Origin of the sequence: Caballeronia sp. TF1N1 (assembly GCF_022878925.1) — a bacterium.
Taxonomy (GTDB): Bacteria; Pseudomonadota; Gammaproteobacteria; order Burkholderiales; family Burkholderiaceae; genus Caballeronia.
The window spans coordinates 46,650-66,720 of sequence record NZ_CP084631.1 but is presented as its reverse complement, the minus strand read 5'-3'; the positions used below and the strand labels follow the sequence as shown (position 1 = coordinate 66,720).

Annotated in this window: 13 protein-coding genes and 5 pseudogenes; 8 read left to right on the top strand and 10 right to left on the bottom strand. The window is 57.5% G+C overall.

Annotation, left to right across the window (positions count from 1 at the left end; all coding sequences use genetic code 11):
* Positions 1-207 precede the first annotated feature (207 nt).
* The 7 genes and pseudogenes from LDZ28_RS31290 to LDZ28_RS31260 form a co-directional block, all read right to left on the bottom strand.
* Entirely contained in the window at positions 208-1,140 is a 933-nt protein-coding gene (locus LDZ28_RS31290) for a hypothetical protein (RefSeq protein WP_244832302.1), read from the bottom strand.
* A gap of 353 nt (positions 1,141-1,493) precedes the next feature.
* The gene (locus LDZ28_RS31285; RefSeq protein ID WP_244832268.1) at positions 1,494-2,180 is read right to left on the bottom strand and encodes an IS6 family transposase; all 687 of its coding nucleotides are present in this window, start codon (positions 2,178-2,180) and stop codon (positions 1,494-1,496) included.
* 61 nt (positions 2,181-2,241) lie between these two features.
* Positions 2,242-2,607: pseudogene (locus tag LDZ28_RS31280) on the bottom strand (IS6 family transposase); the annotation flags it as partial.
* Between the two features lie 203 nt (positions 2,608-2,810).
* Positions 2,811-4,073 carry an MFS transporter gene (locus LDZ28_RS31275; RefSeq protein ID WP_244832300.1) on the bottom strand — a complete coding sequence of 421 codons (1,263 nt, stop codon included), beginning with the start codon at positions 4,071-4,073 and terminating at the stop codon, positions 2,811-2,813.
* Between the two features lie 85 nt (positions 4,074-4,158).
* Positions 4,159-4,899, bottom strand: a complete 741-nt coding sequence (locus tag LDZ28_RS31270; protein WP_244832299.1) for an SDR family NAD(P)-dependent oxidoreductase — start codon at positions 4,897-4,899, stop codon at positions 4,159-4,161.
* 75 nt (positions 4,900-4,974) lie between these two features.
* The gene (locus tag LDZ28_RS31265) at positions 4,975-5,895 is read right to left on the bottom strand and encodes an SDR family NAD(P)-dependent oxidoreductase (RefSeq protein WP_244832298.1); all 921 of its coding nucleotides are present in this window, start codon (positions 5,893-5,895) and stop codon (positions 4,975-4,977) included.
* Positions 5,896-6,020: 125 nt separating this feature from the next.
* Complete coding sequence (locus LDZ28_RS31260; protein ID WP_244832296.1) at positions 6,021-6,659, bottom strand: TetR/AcrR family transcriptional regulator; 639 nt, start codon at positions 6,657-6,659, stop codon at positions 6,021-6,023.
* A 348-nt stretch (positions 6,660-7,007) separates the two neighbouring features.
* On the opposite strand from LDZ28_RS31260, the pseudogene LDZ28_RS31255 reads away from it, so the two are divergent.
* A pseudogene (locus LDZ28_RS31255) lies at positions 7,008-8,466 on the top strand (ISNCY family transposase).
* Positions 8,467-8,780: 314 nt separating this feature from the next.
* Here the strand turns inward: LDZ28_RS31255 and LDZ28_RS31250 are convergent.
* The 3 genes and pseudogenes from LDZ28_RS31250 to LDZ28_RS31240 all read right to left on the bottom strand — a co-directional run.
* Positions 8,781-9,011, bottom strand: a pseudogene (locus tag LDZ28_RS31250) (IS110 family transposase); the annotation flags it as partial.
* A 284-nt stretch (positions 9,012-9,295) separates the two neighbouring features.
* Positions 9,296-10,426: an IS110 family transposase gene (locus tag LDZ28_RS31245; RefSeq protein WP_244832294.1), complete on the bottom strand. Its 1,131-nt coding sequence runs from the start codon at positions 10,424-10,426 to the stop codon at positions 9,296-9,298.
* 127 nt (positions 10,427-10,553) lie between these two features.
* Positions 10,554-11,351, bottom strand: a pseudogene (locus tag LDZ28_RS31240) (IS110 family transposase); the annotation flags it as partial.
* A gap of 128 nt (positions 11,352-11,479) precedes the next feature.
* Between LDZ28_RS31240 and LDZ28_RS32950 the strand changes: the two are divergent.
* The 7 genes and pseudogenes from LDZ28_RS32950 to LDZ28_RS31205 all read left to right on the top strand — a co-directional run bounded on the left by LDZ28_RS32950 (position 11,480) and on the right by LDZ28_RS31205 (position 20,051).
* On the top strand, positions 11,480-11,770 hold the full coding sequence (locus tag LDZ28_RS32950; protein ID WP_370652315.1) for a hypothetical protein: 291 nt from the start codon (positions 11,480-11,482) through the stop codon (positions 11,768-11,770).
* Positions 11,670-12,395, top strand: coding sequence for an IS6 family transposase (locus LDZ28_RS31230; protein ID WP_244832201.1), 726 nt, complete (start codon positions 11,670-11,672; stop codon positions 12,393-12,395). Before LDZ28_RS32950 ends, LDZ28_RS31230 begins: the two co-directional genes overlap by 101 nt.
* 55 nt (positions 12,396-12,450) lie before the next feature.
* Positions 12,451-12,821: pseudogene (locus LDZ28_RS31225) on the top strand (IS3 family transposase); the annotation flags it as partial.
* Positions 12,822-13,197: 376 nt separating this feature from the next.
* A complete protein-coding gene (gene tnpB / locus LDZ28_RS31220) occupies positions 13,198-13,548 on the top strand; it encodes an IS66 family insertion sequence element accessory protein TnpB (RefSeq protein WP_012428381.1) in 351 nt (116 codons plus the stop codon).
* Positions 13,549-13,581: 33 nt separating this feature from the next.
* Positions 13,582-15,138, top strand: a complete 1,557-nt coding sequence (locus LDZ28_RS31215; protein WP_244832288.1) for an IS66 family transposase — start codon at positions 13,582-13,584, stop codon at positions 15,136-15,138.
* Positions 15,139-15,774: 636 nt separating this feature from the next.
* On the top strand, positions 15,775-18,585 hold the full coding sequence (locus tag LDZ28_RS31210) for a chemotaxis protein CheB (protein WP_244832270.1): 2,811 nt from the start codon (positions 15,775-15,777) through the stop codon (positions 18,583-18,585).
* Entirely contained in the window at positions 18,558-20,051 is a 1,494-nt protein-coding gene (locus tag LDZ28_RS31205) for an ATP-binding protein (RefSeq protein ID WP_244832313.1), read from the top strand. Before LDZ28_RS31210 ends, LDZ28_RS31205 begins: the two co-directional genes overlap by 28 nt.
* Positions 20,052-20,071: the final 20 nt, after the last annotated feature.

The window sequence follows — 20,071 nt, the reverse complement described above, 5'->3', positions numbered from 1 at the left end:
GGCGTTGACAGATTATCTGCTGATCAAATGCTGGAAGTGTTGGAAAGAGCAGCCTTTTTGATGCGCTTTTGACTTGGCTGAGTTTGCGAAGCCGCCAAAGCACCACTCACAGTCAGGGCATCTCGCCTGTGCGGCATGCGCCCTGTAACGATGACAAGTCCCTCGCTATCCACTGGCGCCGCGGGTATCCCGGTCAGTCGGGGCGACTCAGGAAGATTTGTTGACCGGTGCACTCGTGGATCCGGACGGGCAATTGAAACGGGTTCGTTCCGCTCGGAGGACTTCTACATCCGCGCGATTAGCCCGTACGAGAACATTCCGCGACGCGTCGTTTTCGTCGAAGAGCCGAACGTAAGAACTTCCGCCTACGCCATGCCACACGGCGCGAGCGTCACGCGTGCCCCATTTGTCGGTATCGCTCAATTTGCAGAATTGGACCTTTACGCCGTTGGCACTCGCGATCGCCGCCAACTGCGTGTGCTCGGCGTCTGAAAAGAGCACGACTTGACCGGGCGCGGATCGCACACCGAGATTGACCATTGCGAGATTGAGAATAGCAGGCTGGGTTACAACCAGCGATGCAAATACCGTCATCGCAAAGAAACTCAATGAAATGCGTACATTGCGCCTGCGTGTTGTTACGGGAACAATGAGAAGAAGGATCGCTGCGATTGCGCCTACCGCCGTGAAAAACAACAGTGTCGCGTGCATGCGGGTGTCGGGTGCTTGGTCCCGGACGAAGATCAACAGATAGGCAAGCGGAAGCGCCACGAGGAACGACATGAAGACCGTCGATCCGTTATCGAATGCAGAATGAAGCGAGTGGGCTGGGGGGTGGCCGCGGTGCCTAAGCCTGAAGTTGTTGCCGATGACGAGAAACTTGATTGCCCACACCGTTGCGAAGGCGCAGAAGCCAACACCGATTATCGCGATACAAGTGAGTGAGAAGGCGGCTGACGCGAGAAAGAAAGCATCACTGAGTGAAAGCCCTTCGGGCACGATACTCTCAAAATAACAGTAGGCGACGACGATCAGCCCCCCGAGAAGGAGGACTGCTTTCCATGCGATTGCAAACGATGCTTGAGTGAGGTCGATAAGTGACTTGATCGAATCGACGGGTTGCTTCTTGTTGTTTTCCATGTGCGATCTCTTTAAGTTTCATTGCGACGCGAGTTAGCTCGCATCATCTTCAACGTATCAACGTTTCAGCAGAGTCAAGTAATGGACTTCTCGCCCGCTTCAGCGAAAAGAGAAGAGCCGACTGTGGAAAGGTTCGAACTCTTAGAGGGGAAGAACGCTGCGCGGATTTTTTGTAAGTCGGGCTTCCAACGGCGAAGAACGAGAAAAAGTCGGAACCCGGTCCCCCGGCACGCGCCGGCGTTACACCGCGTCTTCGTCAGCGGAGTGTTCCACAAGGGTAAACGCTGGCGCGGCAACGGGTTTTGTCGCAATAAGGAGGTTGGGCCAAGCGGAGGTGATATCTTGAGTACTGCTTATGCCACCAATGTATAGAACTGCTCAGCTGCAGTCCGCGCAGTGCTGTCGCGACACATCATCTGCCCTTTTTTAATCATGTGCATGACTTCGATGCCGCTCAACAGGATGCGGGCGCAACGAAAATTCTTGAATCCCAGCATTGGACGAATGCGCCGCTTGATAGCTCGATGGTCCTGCTCGACGATGTTGTTCAGATACTTGGCCTGACGAATCTTAATTGACGTTTCGCGTTCGGCGTTAATCGCATGTAGCCCCGCGAGATTGGCGCCGCTCTTGTCGATCGTCACCGTCTCCGGAACACCGTTTTCATCAATGGCTTTCTCGAAGTAACGCCGCGCGGCAACCTTGTCGCGCCTGGCTCGCAACAGAAAGTCAACTGTATCGCCCGCTTTATCAACGGCACGATACAAGTACTTCCACTCCCCGTTGACCTTCACGTAGGTTTCGTCCATTCGCCAGCTTCTACCGACTCCGCGTTTGTGACGTTGAAACGCCTTTTCCAGCGCCGGGAGGAGTTTGATGGCCCAGCGATGCACGGTCGAATGATCGACCGATACGCCTCGTTCGGCCATCATCTCTTCCAGATGACGCAGGCTCAGCGGATAGGCCACGTACCAGCGCACACAAGTCAGCATCACATCCAGCGGATAGTGCAACCGTTTGAACACCTTGTCCGTTGTCATCGTCGATCAAGTCTTTCATTTTCCGGGCGCTACGATAGCAGATCGTCTTAATGCGACAGAGCCTAAAGAACCGTTTGGCTGCGGCCTTGTCGCGCCGCTTTTGTAGCAGGATGTCGAGTCCGGCGCCGTGCTCGTCGACCGCACGCCACAGCAGGTACGGTTCGCCACGCAGTGTGACGAACATCTCGTCGAGGTGCCACGTGCTACCTGGCTTGCGTCGCACCGCTTTCATCCCATGAGCAAAGCCCTTGCCGAACTTGTCGCACCAGCAACGAATCGTCTCGTATGTCACGGTCACCCCGCGCTCGAAGAGCAGTTCCTCGATGTCACGCAAGCTCAACTGGAAGCGGAAATACCAGCGCACGGCGCAACTGATGACCTCGGCTGGAAAACGGTGACCGTGATAGAGCGATTTCGGTTTCTTCATCACGCCATCTTACGCGACCGGCCCACCAACTTGACAACGCCGTCTGGAGATTTCATAGCCCATTGCGCCTGCTGCGCCTGTCACGACGGCAACTCGCTCGGCATATGCTGCGTCGGCTTCATTGCCCATTTTCTTGTCTCCTTGACATTCGATTGTTTAAGCGACGCGTCAACCGTTCAAGACGCGATGTTGCGGACATGTGTTCAACTGCTTTGCGACGTGTCAGCCGTGTGTGACACCGAGTAGAGGTACGGCCCGAGCAGGGAGATGCAGACGGCGGCCACCAGCACTAGCGCAACGATCAGATACAAGGCCGCGGTGTACGAGCCGAGCAATCCATATGATTTCCCGAGGACGAAGACACCGAGGCCGCCGCCTTGCGCAAAGAGAAACATGACGAGTCCGAAGGCGCGGCCATAGCTTGCGCGAGGCACGTATCGGCTCAGGATATAGGCGGCGATGTCGCCCTCTGCGCCCAGGCCCACGCCGACGAGCAGCGCGGCGAGGTACACGCCGGACGCGCCATGGGTATGGTTCAGAAGAAGAACGCCTGCAGCAGTGAGAACGAAGATGACGCCCGCAAGCAGGGGCGCGAAAATCCGGTCGAGCAATGCGCCCACCACGATTCGCGAACCAACCGAACTCATGCTGATGGTCGACAGCGCGGCCAGGGAGACCGACATCGCGATGCCTCGATCGGTCGTCACCAGCACGAGCTGAGCAAGAAGGCCGTACGTCGCCGCCGACACAAAAAAGATCGATAGGCAAACGAGCCACAGGTGCTTCGATCGGGCAAGACTGATGAGCGATGGTCCGGCCACGGTCCCGTGGCCTCGCGCCGCACGTCGGTCCTTTTCCCACGCAGGCGGCATGCACAGGACGAACAGCAGATTCGCGAGCGCTAGGAGCATGGAGATACCGCCGACGATCATCATCGCCGCGCGCCAGCCTTCCGTCCTGAGAATGGTCGAGAGCAGAAAGGGCATCAAAGCGCCGCACAAGCCGAGACCGACATTCAGGATACCCAGCGCAAGGCCGCGTCGGGTATCGAACCAGGCGGTGATGACGATCGAGTAGACGGTCGGTGCAACGGCGCCCGCACCCAGGCCGATCACCGCGCACAGGGCATAGAACCACTCGATTTGCCCGGGGATTAACGTCAGCAGAATCAGCCCGCCGCCGAAAGCCATCGCCATCGGCACGACGGATTTGATGCCGCGCCGGTCGACCAGCGCACCGACGGCCAGCATGCTCAGCCCGTCGCAGAAAGTGAAAAGCGCGAGCCCGTTCGATATCTGCGGTCGCGTCCATCCGAATTCGGCGATAAAAGGCACGCCGAGCAGATTGAACATGACAGGAACGATATTCACGCCGAATACGAGTGCGATAAACCCTGCGACGACATGACGCCACGGGTTTCCGGTCTCGTCGCGGGCGGTGCCGACTGTGTTGTATGGGGTGGTCATGTGCTCTCCGGAGCGACCGTATCTTTGGGAATCAAGGGAAGCCCCGTGCACAATTGCGCGGAGCATCCGGATTGACGGTCTTGTGCTATTTGCCTGCGAAAGTGCTGAGTACGTAGGTCGGCATGCTCAGTGCACCGTCGATCACGATGTCTTGACCGGTAACGTAGGCCGCCTCGTCCGATGCAAGATAGAGGGAGAGATGCGCGACTTCATCGGACGAGCCTGCTCGCCCCATCGGCACACTTTTCCTGAGCGCTTCGACGTAAGGTTGCCCTTCATTGAACTCATTGAGAATGAATCCCGGGCAGACGGTATTGACGCGAATGCCTTCGGCCACGAACTCACGCGCGGCGATCTTCCCCAACCCTCTCATCGCCCATTTGCTGGAACTGTAGGCGGCATAGGGCGTTCCGGTCACGCTTGAAGTGGAGCCGATGTTGATGATCGAACCGCCTCCGCTCTTGCGCATCAGCGGGACCACCGAGCGGATGCCCAGAAACATCGTGGTCGCGTTGCTCTCCATCGTATTGCTCCAGTCGGCAAGCGACGTTCCCATGATGGAGTTTCGGTCGTTGATTCCCACGTTATTCACGAGGATGTTTAGCTTCTGCTTCGACTCTTCGATAGTCCGGATCGCACTTATCCAGTCGTTTTCGCGTCGGGCATCGAGATGGAGATACCGAGCCTCGCCACCAGACTCGACGATTTGCCGGACGAGTTCTTCACCTCGATCGTCGAGAATGTCGGCGACAAAGACGAATGCGCCTTCGCTCGCAAACAGCTTCGACTCCGCGGCGCCAATACCGCGCGCGCCGCCGACATTCAACGCAATCTTTCCTTCAAGTCTCTTGTTACTCATATGTATTCCTAATTATAGAAGAGAAATAAAATCCGAATCGGATCAACCCATGAACGCGCCGCCATTTACATCGATGGTTGCGCCCGTAATGTATCCGGCACCGTCGGAGCACAGAAAAGCTATCGTCGCTGCAATTTCTTCCGGCGTTCCCACTCGTTCGAGCGGAATGGCGCGCATGGATTGCGCGATGATTTCCGGAGATTGGCGGTCGGCAAGCGGAGAGGTGATTCGTCCGGGCGCAATGCAATTGGCCGTGATGCCGAAGTTGCCGCACTCGCCCGCGATCATCCGTGTCATCCCGATAAGCCCGGCTTTCGACGCGGAGTAGTGCGCGTTGCTCGCAGGAATATAGGTGCGTCCAGCACGCGATGCGGTATTGACAATGCGGCCCCACCGTTTTACTTTCATGCCAGGAATAAAGCCGCGACACAACACGAATGGCGCGCGAAGATTGACGTTGAGCATGAGGTCCCAACTCGGGTTGTCGATATCTTCGGTAAAGATCTTCGACCCGTCGGCGTTGTCCAGATTGATGCCGGCGTTATTGACCAGGACATCGCAACCGCCGAATTGCGCGTTGACCGTGTCGACGAAGGCCTCGACTTGATCTCGATTTGCCAGATCGAGCTGAAAACCTTTGGTTTCGCGCTGCTGTCCGCGCAGTTCCTCCGCAAGGGCGATGACGCGCGAGTCCTTGTCGGCCATGACGAGTGTCATTCCCGCGGCATCCAGACGCTTTGCAATGGCATAGCCCATTGCACCCGCTGCTCCCGTGACGACAGCCACTTTCTTCTTGGACTGGTGGGTCCTTTGTTCAGTCATCCCTTTATCTCCAATGTCTTTTAAGTGGAAATTCCGATAGCGATGGCCGACGGCCACGCGCCCGCTCGCATCCACATCATCGTCATGCGACAGAGGCGCAACCGGCCATCGATCGGTCGCGTGACTCATAATATAGGTCATGTGACCTATAAACAAGCGAGACGAGGCTAGTGGAAATACTGAGGGCAAAATGGGGAGCGGCGAGCGACCCGACCGCTAGTGTCGTGTCGCCAAGACCGGATTAACCAATCTTAAGCAAAGCACGATCACAAGCCATCTCTTGCCGTCGCAAGCCAGCGTGCCTTGACGGGCTCTTTAAGCGCGAGTGGCTCGGTCCGACCGAACGTCGTCCGTCTAAGGAACACCAGCAGACCTTCCCAATGCGAATAGAGAAATGCGCCCCGCAGACGAATGTCTTCCAGCGAAAGCGCGGGGTTCAAACATCCGACCAGTTCGCAAAACAGCGCGTGGTAGCGTTCGCTGTTCCGCTCCGTCAACTCACGCACCCACTCGTTACGTTCCGATAACGACCAGTACTCTAGCGCGAACGGAGTCACCAGCGTCGATGCATCCGAAAACGTGTCGAAGGAGTCGTCCACAAAGGCGGCCAGCCGCTCTTCCGCAGACTTGTGCGGGTCTCTGATGAGCGTTTGCGAATGGTGAAGGTATCGCCGCGAACTTTCTTCAATAGCAGCTCTTAGCAACGTGTCACGCGTATCGAAGTAGTGCTGCAACGTGCTTAGCTGAATGCCGACTTCGGAGGCGATGCGCCGCTGTGTAAAGCCGGAGTCACCGTGGACAGCAAAGACGCGAATCGCGCAATCGACGATTTCCGGTATGCGCGTTGTCCGATTGCCTCGTCTCTTGCGCGGCTCGCCGGACGGGTTTGGGAGACTTGTCTTCATGCAGCGGGGAGGGGTGCGGGAATATAGCGCGGTAAAAGAACACGATTTTACGCGCAAAAGGAGGTTCGAAAGATTTGGTGGGAGCACATCTGAACATTCGGCTGGAACAAAGCCTTTCCTAAAGACGCATGTCGCTCCAATCAAGTTAAGCCTCTGGCCAAGCGTTGAATTTGACTGGTCACTTACACCAGGCCAACAATGACACGGAGAGCGCACTGATTTAACATAAACCTAATTATCGGTTTTTGTTATGTAGGTCCCAAGTTCAAATGTCGTGTTCCTGCCAAGTAGAGATGTCGCCTTTTGGCTTAAGTTCATTGCCGGACAAGCGTGTCAGGAGCGCGGGCAATGAACACGATCGGGACCATCACCATGACGATGCGCGAGCTGGACCGACTGAGAGTTATTCAGGCAGTCGCCGAACGCCAACTCGCCAGGCCGTGCCGCCGAGCGGCTGCGTCTGAGCGTGCGGCAGATCGAGCGGCTCGTCTTGCGTTATCGTGCGGACGGTGCGCGTGGTCTGGTGTCCGGCAAGCGCGCTCGCACGAGTAATCACCGGTTGCCGGACGGCGTGGCGCAGCGTGCGCTCGCGCTGATCTGCGAGCGTTACGCCGATTTTGGTCCGACGCTGGCGTGTGAGAAGCTGCGGAATGCCACGGCATTGCGCTGGCCGTCGAGACGATTCGTTCTCTGATGACGGCAGCGGGTCTTGTGCCTCGCCGCCAACGCCCGCCGCGGATTCACCAGCCGCGCAACCGCCGCGCGTGTCTGGGCGAACTGATCCAGATCGATGGTAGCGATCACCGCTGGTTCGAGGAGCGGGCGCCGGCATGCACGCTGCTGGTATTCATTGACGATGCGACGGGTCGGCTGATGGCGCTGCATTTCACGGCCACCGAGTCGACCTTCAGCTATTTCGAGGCGCTGTCGAAGTATCTGCAAGCGCATGGCAAGCCGATGGCGTTCTACAGCGACAAAGCTAGCGTCTTCTACGTCAAGAACCGCTCGCAGACCGCTGGTAAAGGCGTGACGCAGTTCGGCCGAGCCTTGTACGAACTGAACATTGAGGCGTTCTGCGCGAATTCGAGTCAGGCCAAAGGGCGTGTCGAGCGCGCCAACCTGACCCTGCAGGACCGGCTCGTCAAGGAGTTGCGCTTGCGCGGGATCAGCACCTGGGAGGCGGCCAACGCTTATGCGCCCTCCTTCATCGCCGATTTCAATCAGCGCTTTGGCAAGACGCCGCGTAGCGACCATGATGCCCATCGGCCTCTGCGCGCCGACGACGATTTGACGCAACTGCTGGCCTATCGCGTCTGGCGCAAGGTCACGCACGCGCTGACGGTGCAATATGACCGGGTGATGTATCTGCTGGAAGACACGCCCGCCAATCGCCTCTTGATTCACCAGCAAGTCGAGGTGGTCGAATACCCGAATGGCTGCGTCGAGGTGCAGGCGGGCGGCGAGGTGCTTTGCTGCGGCAAGTACGACCGTATTGCGCGGATTGATCAGGGCGCTGAAGTTGAGAACAAGCGGCTGGCGCATGCACTCGAAGCCGCACGCTTGTTGCAAGCCAAACGAGACGATCGTCGTGCGTGATGCGCCGTCACGCACGCATCGCGGTGAACAGGTTCGGGCCAAGAAGGCGCTTGAAGGACTGAAGAAGCAACGCGCACTGAGCATCGCTGATATGAACGAAGCGATTCTCGAGGTCAGTGCAAAAACGATGAGGGAACGGGGGGCGGCTGCGCCGCCCCAACCCCACAACCTGAACCGAAACATCCGTTCAAAACCCGACATCTCTACTTAGCGGCAACCCCGACGTTTGAACTTAGCAGCAACATGTTATGTAGGTCCCAAATTCAGATGTCGTGTTTCCGCCAAGTAGAAATCTATGGCCAGCCCGAATTTTGCAACCTCTGGTTGTGACAGTGTGTGGCTTGCGCAAATCTATCCGGAATCGTGCCGGACGCTCGTCCGTTGTTCCGAGATGAAAACCGCACCAGTCGAACCTCAAAATGTCGGCAGCTGCTAATGAGCTGTAGAACTTGTCAGGTTATTCGTCCGGTCGCTGAGCCGTTGGCCATCAAACTCCAGCAGTCGCAAAACCTGGTTAGCAAAATCTCAACTTTTGTGAATCAACAACGAACCTTGATATTCCGTATGCTTCGTCAGAACGGCCCAAGCGATCCGAGCAAGCTTGTTGGCAAGCGCGCATGCAACCACATTCGAGTGTCGTCGAATCAACATCGAACGAATCCAATCTCCAAGCCTGTCGTTACGTTTTTGCACGCGCTGTATGACAGCACGCGCGCCTTGCACGAGCAGACGGCGCAGATGTTTGTCACCGCGTTGATATGACTCCCTCTGTCAATCGGCATCGGTTTTCATCGCTAACTCCATTGTCAGCGCAAATTTCCTGAGGGCGGCGTAGCAGTAAAACTCGACGGTGGATCACGCTGATATTCGCGGGTTGGTTGCCGCATTACAGAGGTCCGTCTCATGAGCCTGCCGCTTCCTTGCTACGCAAGTCGACTTATGTCGTTGCCAAACGCGGTCGCGGTTTACTCGAATACCGGGCTGCGCCGCCTTCAAGAAACTCTTGGTACTGAATGGTCTTTTTACGTACAACCCTTAGTTCAGGCAGATTGCGCGCTCGGCGGTATTGCCAGCTTCATTCCCAATAGGCCGACGTCCCAGATGAAACCCGCCAGTTCGCGTGCAATTGCGATGATGGCCACGTGCGCGGTCTTCCCTCTGGCGACGAGCTTACGATACCGTCGGCACAGTCTCAGTTGCGCGTCCCAGGCACGGTCGACTATCGGCTTGGGTAGCCCTTCATGCCGGCGTTGTATGTCGATGCTTACGCGGGCAGGATGGCGGTAACTCCAGGCCGATTCGACCAATAGCTTTCGCGCATAACTGTTGCCTGTCTTGGTAATGCTTCCTTGTCGCCGTTTTCCACCTGAGGAGTGTTCAGAAGGCGTTACGCCGAGCCATGCCATTAACTGTCGCGGATGCTCGAACCGCGACAGGTCACCTAGCTCGGAGACCAGGCCGATCGCCGACGTGAAGTTAATCCCGCGCATAGCCTGCAGTGCGAGTACGACTGGGTAAAACTGCCAGGTGATGACAGACTCACGCAATGCCAGCTCCAGCCTCTCGCATTGCGCGAGCCGATCTTCAATCGTGCGCCTGTGTTCATTGAACGCCAGCTGTTGCCATGCGCTGTCGAACGAGAACGTGCTTAGCCAGCGTCGGTGAGTGGGCCCCCAGTTGGGGCGGCCAAAGTAATGAATACCGTGGGCAAGCAGGAACGATTTGAGCCTGCAGCGTGCGGCCTTCAGATCCTCCCTCGCAGCCGACCAGGCGCGCGCCAGGTCCCGGAACGATTCGTCTTCGATGGACGGCACATGTACTGCCGAGAGGTCTCCAGCACGTAGCGAACGCACCAACTTGATCGCGTCGCGACGGTCCGTTTTAACGCGATCTCCCGGCTTTCGTGGAATGAGTGACGGTGCGCAGACCATGCAGTCGAAACCTTTATCGACTAGCCTCCTGTACAACCCATAACCGCACGGCCCCGCTTCATAGACAAAGCAGATGTGTCGCGCCTTTGTTTGCAACTTCTTGCACAACCGGTCGATATCAATATGCATGGTGCCGACCTTGCCGAACAGTTCAACGTCGCTCATGCCGATCGCGTACGCAACCGTGATCGAATCTTTATGGACATCCAGTCCTACGTACAACGTGCTATCGTTTTCCATGCTGGCCTCCGGTCGGAACAGTCCGTTGAGCGGTGGCTCCGTCCCCGCTCAATGCGGCTCTGGCAGCAATGCTAACCCGCGCTTCATTCCCTCGGCGGCCAGCCTTGCCAAACGGGAGTCATACTGACTTGCTGATGCCGCATAAGGTCGTTCGTCCGCCCGTGCTTTTCTGACGTGGGACTAGTCCGATCGATGCGGCAAAATTTCTTCCACCCGCATACTGTGTGATGCTTCCGATCTCAGATGCGAGCAAGCTTGCCGTGATGGTGCCAATCCCCGGAATTGAAAGCAATCGAGCGGCGTTTTCGTCCTCGCGAAGCTGCGCGACCAGTTCCTTCTCGATTTCGACAACTTGGGCGTCAAGATATTTATAGTGTTCGTGCAGTCGTTGAATGATTTGGAGAAGCCTCGACGGGAGATCATTGAGCGCGATGACATCAGGCAAACGACGCAAGGTTACTTTGGAAATTGGCACCACGACGCCAAATTCGAGCAAGATACCGTGAATTCGATTGATGGTGGCCGTACGCTCCGTTACCAAACCCTCACGCGTTCGATGTAGTGCGGCGAGAAGTTGCTGGGCTTCCGTTCGAGGCTCGACGAAGCGCATTGCTGGTCGGGATGCGGCTTCACAGATCGCCTCAGCATCAATGTAGTCATTCTTATTGCTCTTCACAAACGGCCGCACATATTGCGGCGAAATCAGCTTGCTCGCGTGCCCCATCGCATTCAGCTTGCGTGCTAGCCAGTGTGAACCAGCACAAGCTTCCATGACGACAGTAACGGCTTTGAGATTGCTGAAGAAGGAAAGCAACTGCTGACGCGAAAGCTTCTTGCGAAAGACCGCATGGCCCTTCGCATCCTGCCCGTGAACGTGAAACACATGCTTGCCCAGATCGATGCCGATCAGCGTGACCTCGTCCATGTCACCCTCCATCTACGTTGGATCGAACCTCTCATAGTAGGACGATCGCTGGGTTCGGGCTGGCCATTTCATTATGTCGTATTTTGACGTAGGTTTGTTGCCGGACAAGCGTTTATGGAGCGCTGGCAATGAACACGACTGGGACCATCACTATGTCGATGCGCGAACTGGACCGACTCAAAGTGATTCAGGCAGTCGCCGAGCGCCAGCTCAAGCCAGGCCGTGCCGCCGAGCGGCTGAGCCTGAGCGTGCGGCAGATCGAGCGACTCGTCTTGCGGGCGTTGTCAAGTTGGTGGGCCGGTCGCGTAAGATGGCGTGATGAAGAAACCGAAATCGCTCTATCACGGTCACCGTTTTCCAGCCGAGGTCATCAGTTGCGCCGTGCGCTGGTATTTCCGCTTCCAGTTGAGCTTGCGTGACATCGAGGAACTGCTCTTCGAGCGCGGGGTGACCGTGACATACGAGACGATTCGTTGCTGGTGCGACAAGTTCGGCAAGGGCTTTGCTCATGGGATGAAAGCGGTGCGACGCAAGCCAGGTAGCACGTGGCACCTCGACGAGATGTTCGTCACACTGCGTGGCGAACCGTACCTGCTGTGGCGTGCGGTCGACGAGCACGGTGCCGAACTCGACATCCTGCTACAAAAGCGGCGCGACAAGGCCGCAGCCAAACGGTTCTTTAAGCGCGTGCTGCGCTCGAGCCCGATGCCGCGCAAGATCGTCACCGATCAGTTGCGAAGTTACCCGGCCGCGAAGGCCGAAATTCCGGAGTTGGCGAGCGTGAAGCATGTGTTCGTCAAAGCGGCCGCCCGCCTGAACAACCGCGCGGAGAACAGCCACCAACCGACACGCGAACGTGAGCGTCGCATGCGTGGCTTTCGCGACCCGAAACGCACGCAAGAATTCCTCTCGTGCTTCGGGCCGATCCGACAACATTTCGCACTGAAGCGGCACCTGCTGCGCGCCTCACTTTATCGCAAACAACTCGCAGCCCGGTTCGTTGCATGGCGCGAATTCGCCCAAAATCCGTCGACTACCTTCTGACCCGTCGTCGCACCTGTCATCGTGCCGGCTTGCACTCGGCAAGTTGACAACGCCCCGACGACCTCTGTTCGACATGGTTGGGACCATGCTCAAGAGAGCGTTCGCGCGCCTCGGACCGAACGACAGACCCATACTCCACTCGGATCAAGGCTGGCAATACCGAATGCCGGTCTATCGGAAGGCTTTGGACAAGCATTCTGTCAAACAAAGCATGTCGCGCCGGGGCAATTGCCTCGACAACGCGGCGATGGAAAGCTTCTTTGGCACACTAAAGTCAGAATTCTTCCACCTAAACAAGTTTCGAGACGTTGATGAACTCCACGCCGGACTGAAAAACTACATTCACTACTACAATCACAAACGTATCAAGATGAAGCTAGAGGCGTGAGCCCGGTCGCATACCGGTCTCTGCTCGCAACAGCATAGCTGTCACACCGTCCAACTTTCGGGGGTCACTTCATCGAATCAGTGGACACCTTTCATGACAGAAGAGCACTCAGGAACGACCGGGTTGAAGGTCGTCAACGTTGGTCGGGACGGCAAGCGCAGATATGACCGGCAAACGAAACAGCCGACGCCGACTGGCACAGCTTTCGTTCCAGTAGTCGAAGTCGAAAGTCACGAAGCGGTGGTTGCGCCCGCATCCACGAAGGCACACCGCCACACCCCCGCAGCAGGACGTCGTCGCCCCCTTCGGCGCGGTTGATGGTGCAGATGCCCAACGGCGTCACACTCCGGTTTGAATGCACCGACAATGATGCGCCGTTGCTATCGGCCATGATCGAGACGCTTGGACGGTGCGATGTTCCGCCTGGACGATGAACTGAAAGTCTATGTGCATCGTGATGCCGTTGACTTCCGCAAGAGCATCAACGGTCTCGCAGCCATCGTCGAGCAGTCAATGAAGCTCGATCCATTCGCGCGTGCGGTTTATGTGTTCAGCAATCAGCGGCGCGACCGCATCAAGATGCTGCTGTGGGACCGTAACGGCTTCTGGCTTCTCATGAAACGCCTCGAGCAGGACCGCTTCGTATGGCCGCGCAAGGAAGCGGTGCTCATGCTGCGAACAGAGCAACTTCACTGGCTACTGGAGGGCATCGACATCGAAGCGATGCGCGCGCATCCGAGGCGTTATTATCAGCGCGTGACCTGAAACGAGAACCGGCATCGCTGGTCTAATTCAGCGATGCCGCCATCATCCTCTTCTTCTACCGACGAACTGCAGGCGCTGCGCGCAGAACTCGCTGCCATGAAAGGCGAGTTGCGTGTGGTGACAGTCGAACGCGATTTGTTGCGCGAGAGACTTAAGGCCTATCAGCGGCAGTTGTTTGCTTCCAGGAGCGAAGTGCGCGGTGCTGAGCAACGCGACCTCTTCCTGAACGAAGCAGAAGCGCTCGCAACGGGATGCGAGCCGGCGCAACAGGCCGAAACTGAACAAAGCGTCGAAGTCGGCGCGCATGAACGCAAGAAGCGTGGGCGCAAACCGTTAGACCCGATGCTGCCTCGCGAGGTCGTGCGCCATGAGTTGCCCGAATCAGAACGCGTCTGCGCACACGACGGCCACGCACTGGTCGAGATCGGCGCTGAGATCAGCGAGCAACTCGATATCGTGCCGCAGCAGGTTCGCGTCATTCAGCATCAGCGAATCAAATACGCATGCCCTTGCTGCGACCTTAGCATCAAGGTGACGCCGGCACCTTCGCGCATCATCCCAAAGGGCTTACTCACTGAATCAGCGCTTGCATGGGTGGTTGTGAGTAAGTTTGCTGACGCGCTGCCGCTGTACCGGATCGCCGCGTTGCTGCACCGTTTCGGTGGCGATCTCTCACGCGGCACGCTGGCAGCAAGCGTAGTGCGCGTCGGCATGGCGGTGCAGCCGCTGATTAACCTGATGCGCGACCACCTGCTCGAGGCCGACATCGTTTACGGCGATGAAACGACGGTGCAGGTACTAAAAGAGCCGGGCCGTGCTGCACAACGCAAGAGCTACATGTGGGCGCAGATGAACGGTACCGGACCACCAGTGCGAATGTTCAACTACAGTCCCACGCGCAGCGCGGCGCAGGCCGCTGTGCTCTATGCAGGCATCAAACCCGGAGCGGTATTGATGAGCGACGGCTACGAGCCGTACAACGAAATCGCCCGAACAAACCAGCTGGTGCACCTTGGATGTTGGGCGCACGCGCGACGTTACCTGATTGAGGCGGAAGAGAACCTCCCTAAGGTACAGCGCGGCGGCAATCATCCGGTAAGCGAATTCATTCGCCTGATCGGCCAGCTGTTTGCCGTTGAGGCACGATCCGAACACATGACGCCGGAGCAGCGCCAGCAACTCAGACAGGCCAGAAGTCAGCCAGTTCTTGATCAGATCGAGGCGCTGCTATCGCGTCATCTGAACACGGTGTTGCCGCAAAGCGGCTTCGGCAAAGCGCTTCAATATCTGCGAGGCCAATGGCCCAAGCTGGTTCGCTACGTCGGCAACGGAGCGTGGCCCATCTCGAACAATCCGTGTGAGAACGCGATCAGACCGTTTACGGTTGGACGCCGGAACTGGCTCTTTAGTGACAGCGTCGCCGGCGCAAACGCCGCCGCCAACCTGTATTCGCTCGTGCAAACCTGCAAAGCCAACAGCATTGAGCCGTATCAATACCTCATCGCGTTGTTCAAAAGTCTGCCGCACGCGAACACCGCCGACGACTACGAGGCTTTGCTGCCCTGGCGACTGAATCCAACCATAGCCTGACGTATGTCGCATGGCAATGCGCAAGGGACGCCGTCTAATGCGCGCTTACGTTGTTCGCCGCTCAAATCCGAAAACCTGAGCGCGAAGACAAAAACCTAATCGCCTTGCGAGTTGCCCACCGACGGGCAGCATCGCGGTCGTGAGAAGCGACTCGCTGCCCGTCCGTGAACAACCCGCGACTCCACACTTAACGGAGGCCGGACCACGACAAATCTTTAAATGCAAATCTGTCCGTCGGAGCGGGGCAATCTTATGCTACTAGGGCAGACCGACTTGGAATTGGCTCAATGGACCTCGAATCGCTAACCGTTGGACTCATCGGACCGTCGGCTTCGAAGAATCCACCCCACGTGCGTTTATTGGTCGTCGACGACTACCGCCTCGGTGCTGAAGCGATCACTGCCACACTCTTGGCCGAAGGTTATGATGTTCGCTGGGTGTCAACGGCGAGGCAGCGCTCAGTTCAATCGCTGACTGAGTTCCTCATGTTGCGTTGCTTGACATTAACATGCCGGAGATGGACAGAGTCGAAGTCGTGGAAAGAATGCGGGTCGCGGATTCGGTGCAAAACGTCACGCTCGTTGCATTCACCTCCCTAGGACGAACTTGGCACGCCCGGCGTCCAGGCCGGCTTCGATGCATACTGCAAAAGTAAGAGAGGGCAGCCGCGCTGTTGCGTTTGCTCAATCGAATGGCTCGATAGCGATCGAATTCCTTGAGCCGCCTTACAGGCTTATCACCTTCTCAGAACTTAATCTGAAGAAGACTCAGCGGAAAGTTCGAAACGGAGCCGTTGTGGTCAAAAACGCGCATCAACTGAGCAACACGAGCGGCCCCAACTTCGCGGTAGTGGGCATTGGCGCATCGGCCGGCGGCGTTCAGGCGCTTTTGCGTCTTTTCGAGGCGACGCCGCCCGCGCCGGATGTCGCTTTCGTGGTGGTCCTACACCTATCACCAACGCACGAAAGCCATGCTGATGCGGTGCTTCAAACCGTCACCCGTTTGCCCGTGAAGCAAGTGATGGGGCCGACCGTCCTTGAAAAGAATGCAATCTACGTCATCCCTCCAGGCAAAACCCTCTCGATGGTCGATGGGTACCTGCGCTTAAGTGACCCCGAACTCCCTCGTTCACCTCCCACGTCGATCGACATCTTCTTTCGTAGTCTGGCCGATGCGCATGGATCGCGCTCCATCGCCGTCATTCTCTCGGGTTCAGGCGCTGATGGCTCTATCGGAATCGCGCGCGTGCGCGAACGCGGAGGGATCACCATTGCCCAACGCCCGGAAGAAGCACAGTACGGCGACATGCCGCGCAACGCGATTGCGACCGGCGACGTCGATCTTGTGCTGAGCGCCTTTGAGATCGTCCCCCGACTCGTCGAGCTTGCGCGCAATGCGGCGAAGATTGAACTGCCCTCACCGTCCGATGCTGAGGCACCAAGCGGGACTGACGCGTTGATTCCTGATGCGAACGCCATCGATGAAGTGCTCGCCACGCTGCGCAGCCGCACTCGCCATGATTTTTTGAGTTACAAGCGCGGCACAGTCATGCGCCGCATCGAGCGCCGCATGCAGGTCACAGGCGTATCAACGGCGGCCGCCTATCGCGACTATCTGATTGAGCACGCCGATGAGACGCCCAAGTTGCTTGCCGACATGCTCATTGGTGTGACCAATTTCTTTCGCGACCCCACGGCGTTCGCCGCACTCGAACGTGCGGTCGTGCCGATTCTTCCGAAAACGCTGCAAGGGCGTGACGAAGTGCGTGCCTGGGTGCCTGCGTGCGCGACTGGCGAAGAAGCTTTTTCAATCGCGATCCTCCTCGATGAAGTCGCACGGCGCTTACCCAATCGCCCGCGCGTAACCGTGTACGCCAGCGACATTGACGAGCGAGCGATCACGCTCGCGCGCGCGGCCAACTATCCCGCCGCCATCGCGACCGATATCTCGTCGGGCCGACTCAATCAATATTTCGTCAAGGACGGCGATCGTTATCGGCTGGTCAAATCGCTACGCGACACGGTCGTCTTTGCGGCGCACAACTTGCTGCGTGATCCACCCTTCTCGCGCATCGACCTTGTCTCATGCCGCAATTTCCTCATCTATCTTGATCGCCGGGCGCAAACCCGCGTGCTAGAGAGTCTGCACTTTGCGCTGCGCCCGCATGAAGGCTTTCTTTTTCTCGGAACAGCCGAATCGGCCGACTTTTCGAGCCACCTTTTTGCGCCTCTTGGAAAGCAGCAAAAACTCTATCGTGCCCTCCCACACGTGGCGGGCAACAGCCTGCTTGCGCTCGGCGACATGCAAATGTCCGCCGGAGCGGGCCACACATTCTTTTCAGCACCGCCCAATCGTGCGACACACAATGCGGCGTTGCCGGGCCAGGCACGAGGGCTCGATCTATTCGGGCCGCCGACTCTCATCATGCGTGCAGATGGCACGATCATGCATCGATCATCCAACGCAAATCGAATCACCGAAGATGTGCGGCACGCCCGCGTCGTCAACCTCTTTGACATTTTGCGTAATGATGCTCAAGACGGGGTTCGTCATGCGGTACAGCGTTGTCTGAGCGATGACCGTCGCGGCGAGGCACTCGCGGTCCCCTTCGTTACCGCTATTGGCGAGATCCTGGTCGACTTGTCATTTCGTCCTTATCACGATCTCGCGCAAGACGAATTTCTGGTCTCGGTGACATGTGACCTGCTGACGCCCCTACTTGGTGCAGCTCCGCCGACTCCGCTTTTGCCCGATGAAGAGACGATTGATACGCTTAGAGAGGCGTTGGCCGGTAGCGAAGAACGCCTATCAAGCTCGATGGAGCATGATGCGACGTCCAGCGAAGCGCTCAGGGCGTCCAACGAAGAGTTACAGGCCACGAATGAGGAATTGCGCTCGGCGACCGAGGAACTGGAAGCAAGTCGCGAAGAGCTGCAATCACTCAACGAAGAGTTGGTGACCGTCAATTCCGAGTTACTTGTCAAGGTGCAGGAATCCGCCCGCGTGAGCGACGATCTGCAAAACCTCATCTCGCTGGTGGGCGTCGCTACGGTTTTCGTCGATCGCTCCCTAAACATTAAACGGTACACGTCGCCCGCCGAGACCCTATTTAACGTTCGACCCGTGGACATCGGCCGGCCCCTGGAGCACCTGACACATCAGCTTATCTACCCGGAGATGATTAACGACTTGCGCACGGCATTTGGGTCGCTCAAGTCGGCAGAACGAGACATACGTAGCAACGACGGACGAACCTTTTCGCGCGCGTGTTGCCTTATCGCACGGATGATGACCGCATCGACGGCGCAGTATTGGCGCTCATTGATATCACGGAGCAACGCGCCGCGCAGGATCACGCCCGCGCAAGTGAGGAGAAGCTCAAACTCGCGGCGCGCGAGACACACGACTTTGCCATCATCGTGCTGGATGAACAGGGAAAGATCGTGAGCTGGAACGTGGGCGCCACTCGAATGTTCGAATTCGGCGCGGACGAAGCAATGGGCCGTTCGCTTGACATGATCTTTACCCCCGAAGATATCTCGGACGGGGTCCTGCGGCGCGAGCAGTACAATGCAAGCACACGCGGTCGTGCGGAGGATGACCGCTGGCACCTGACCAAAAGCGGGAAGCGAGTCTTCTGCAGCGGCCTTCTAAGCCGGATTCAATCCCCCGGATTTTCGGGCTACGCCAAAATCGTTCACGATGCGACCAGCCGGAAGCTGGCCGAGGGCAGAAAAGAACGAGGCCTTGAGCGCGAGCGAGCACAAAGCAACGAGGTCCGAAAGCTCAGTCAGCTGAAGGATGAGTTCATCGCGGTGCTGTCGCATGAATTGAAGAACCCGCTCAATCTTATCCACATGAAAGCCGAGATCCTCACACGTCTTCCGGAAACGCGCAATGTTGCTCGCATTCAGGAAGTGTCCGACGCCATCCAAAAATCGGTTCAGACACAGGCGCAGATCATCGACGACCTGCTTGATTTCTCTCGCATTCAAACGGGTAAGCTTACGCTGCGCTTTGCGCCCACGGATATCGCAAGCATTGCGCGCAACATTTCGAGCGCGATGCAAAAAGATTTCGAAGATGGTGGCGTCGATCTGCGAACCGATGTGCCTGATGAGCCATTGATCATTCGAGGTGATGCCGTGCGGGTCGAACAGATCATTTGGAATCTGTTAAGCAACGCCTTAAAATTCACCCCCCGGGGCGGGCACGTGCTTATACAGCTGCGCCCAGAACGGGAGCATGTGCAACTTGAAGTCACCGACACGGGTTGCGGTATTGCGCCAGACGCGTTGAGCACGGTTTTTGAGATGTTTCAGCAAGCTCCGAACACCCCGTTTCGCGCCAAAAGCGCGGGACTTGGCATCGGCCTGTCTTTGGTCCGCCAATTGGCACAATTGCACGGCGGGACGGCCGAAGCGTGCTCCGAAGGCGAAGGTCGCGGCGCATGTTTCATTGTCCGCTTGCCTGCGGAGGCATCCTCTTCACAACGGCAAACGGGAAATCTGCCGGCCGATGTGTCTGTGTTCAGCGGAGTAGACATTTTGCTGGTCGAGGATTCCGAGGACTCGCTGCAAGCCATGGAGGATTTGTTGTCGCTCTACGACGCAAAAGTATCGACATCGACCAACGCGCTCGACGCACTACGTCATGCCGCACATCGGCCGTTCGATCTTGTCGTGACGGACGTCAATCTCCCTGACATGGAAGGTTATGAGCTTGTCAAGCGCATCCGTCAGCTGCCAGACTTCAAAACCGCGCTGATCGTCGCCCTCACCGGGCGACCCGTCGCGCAGGAGCAAACGCGGGCGCGAGCTGCTGGATGCGATGCGTGCCTGTCAAAGCCGTTTAACCTTGAAGTTTTGGCCGACCTCGTCCATCAGTTTCAACAGAAAGGATGCGGTACCTGACGATGGCTTCGCGTTGCCAG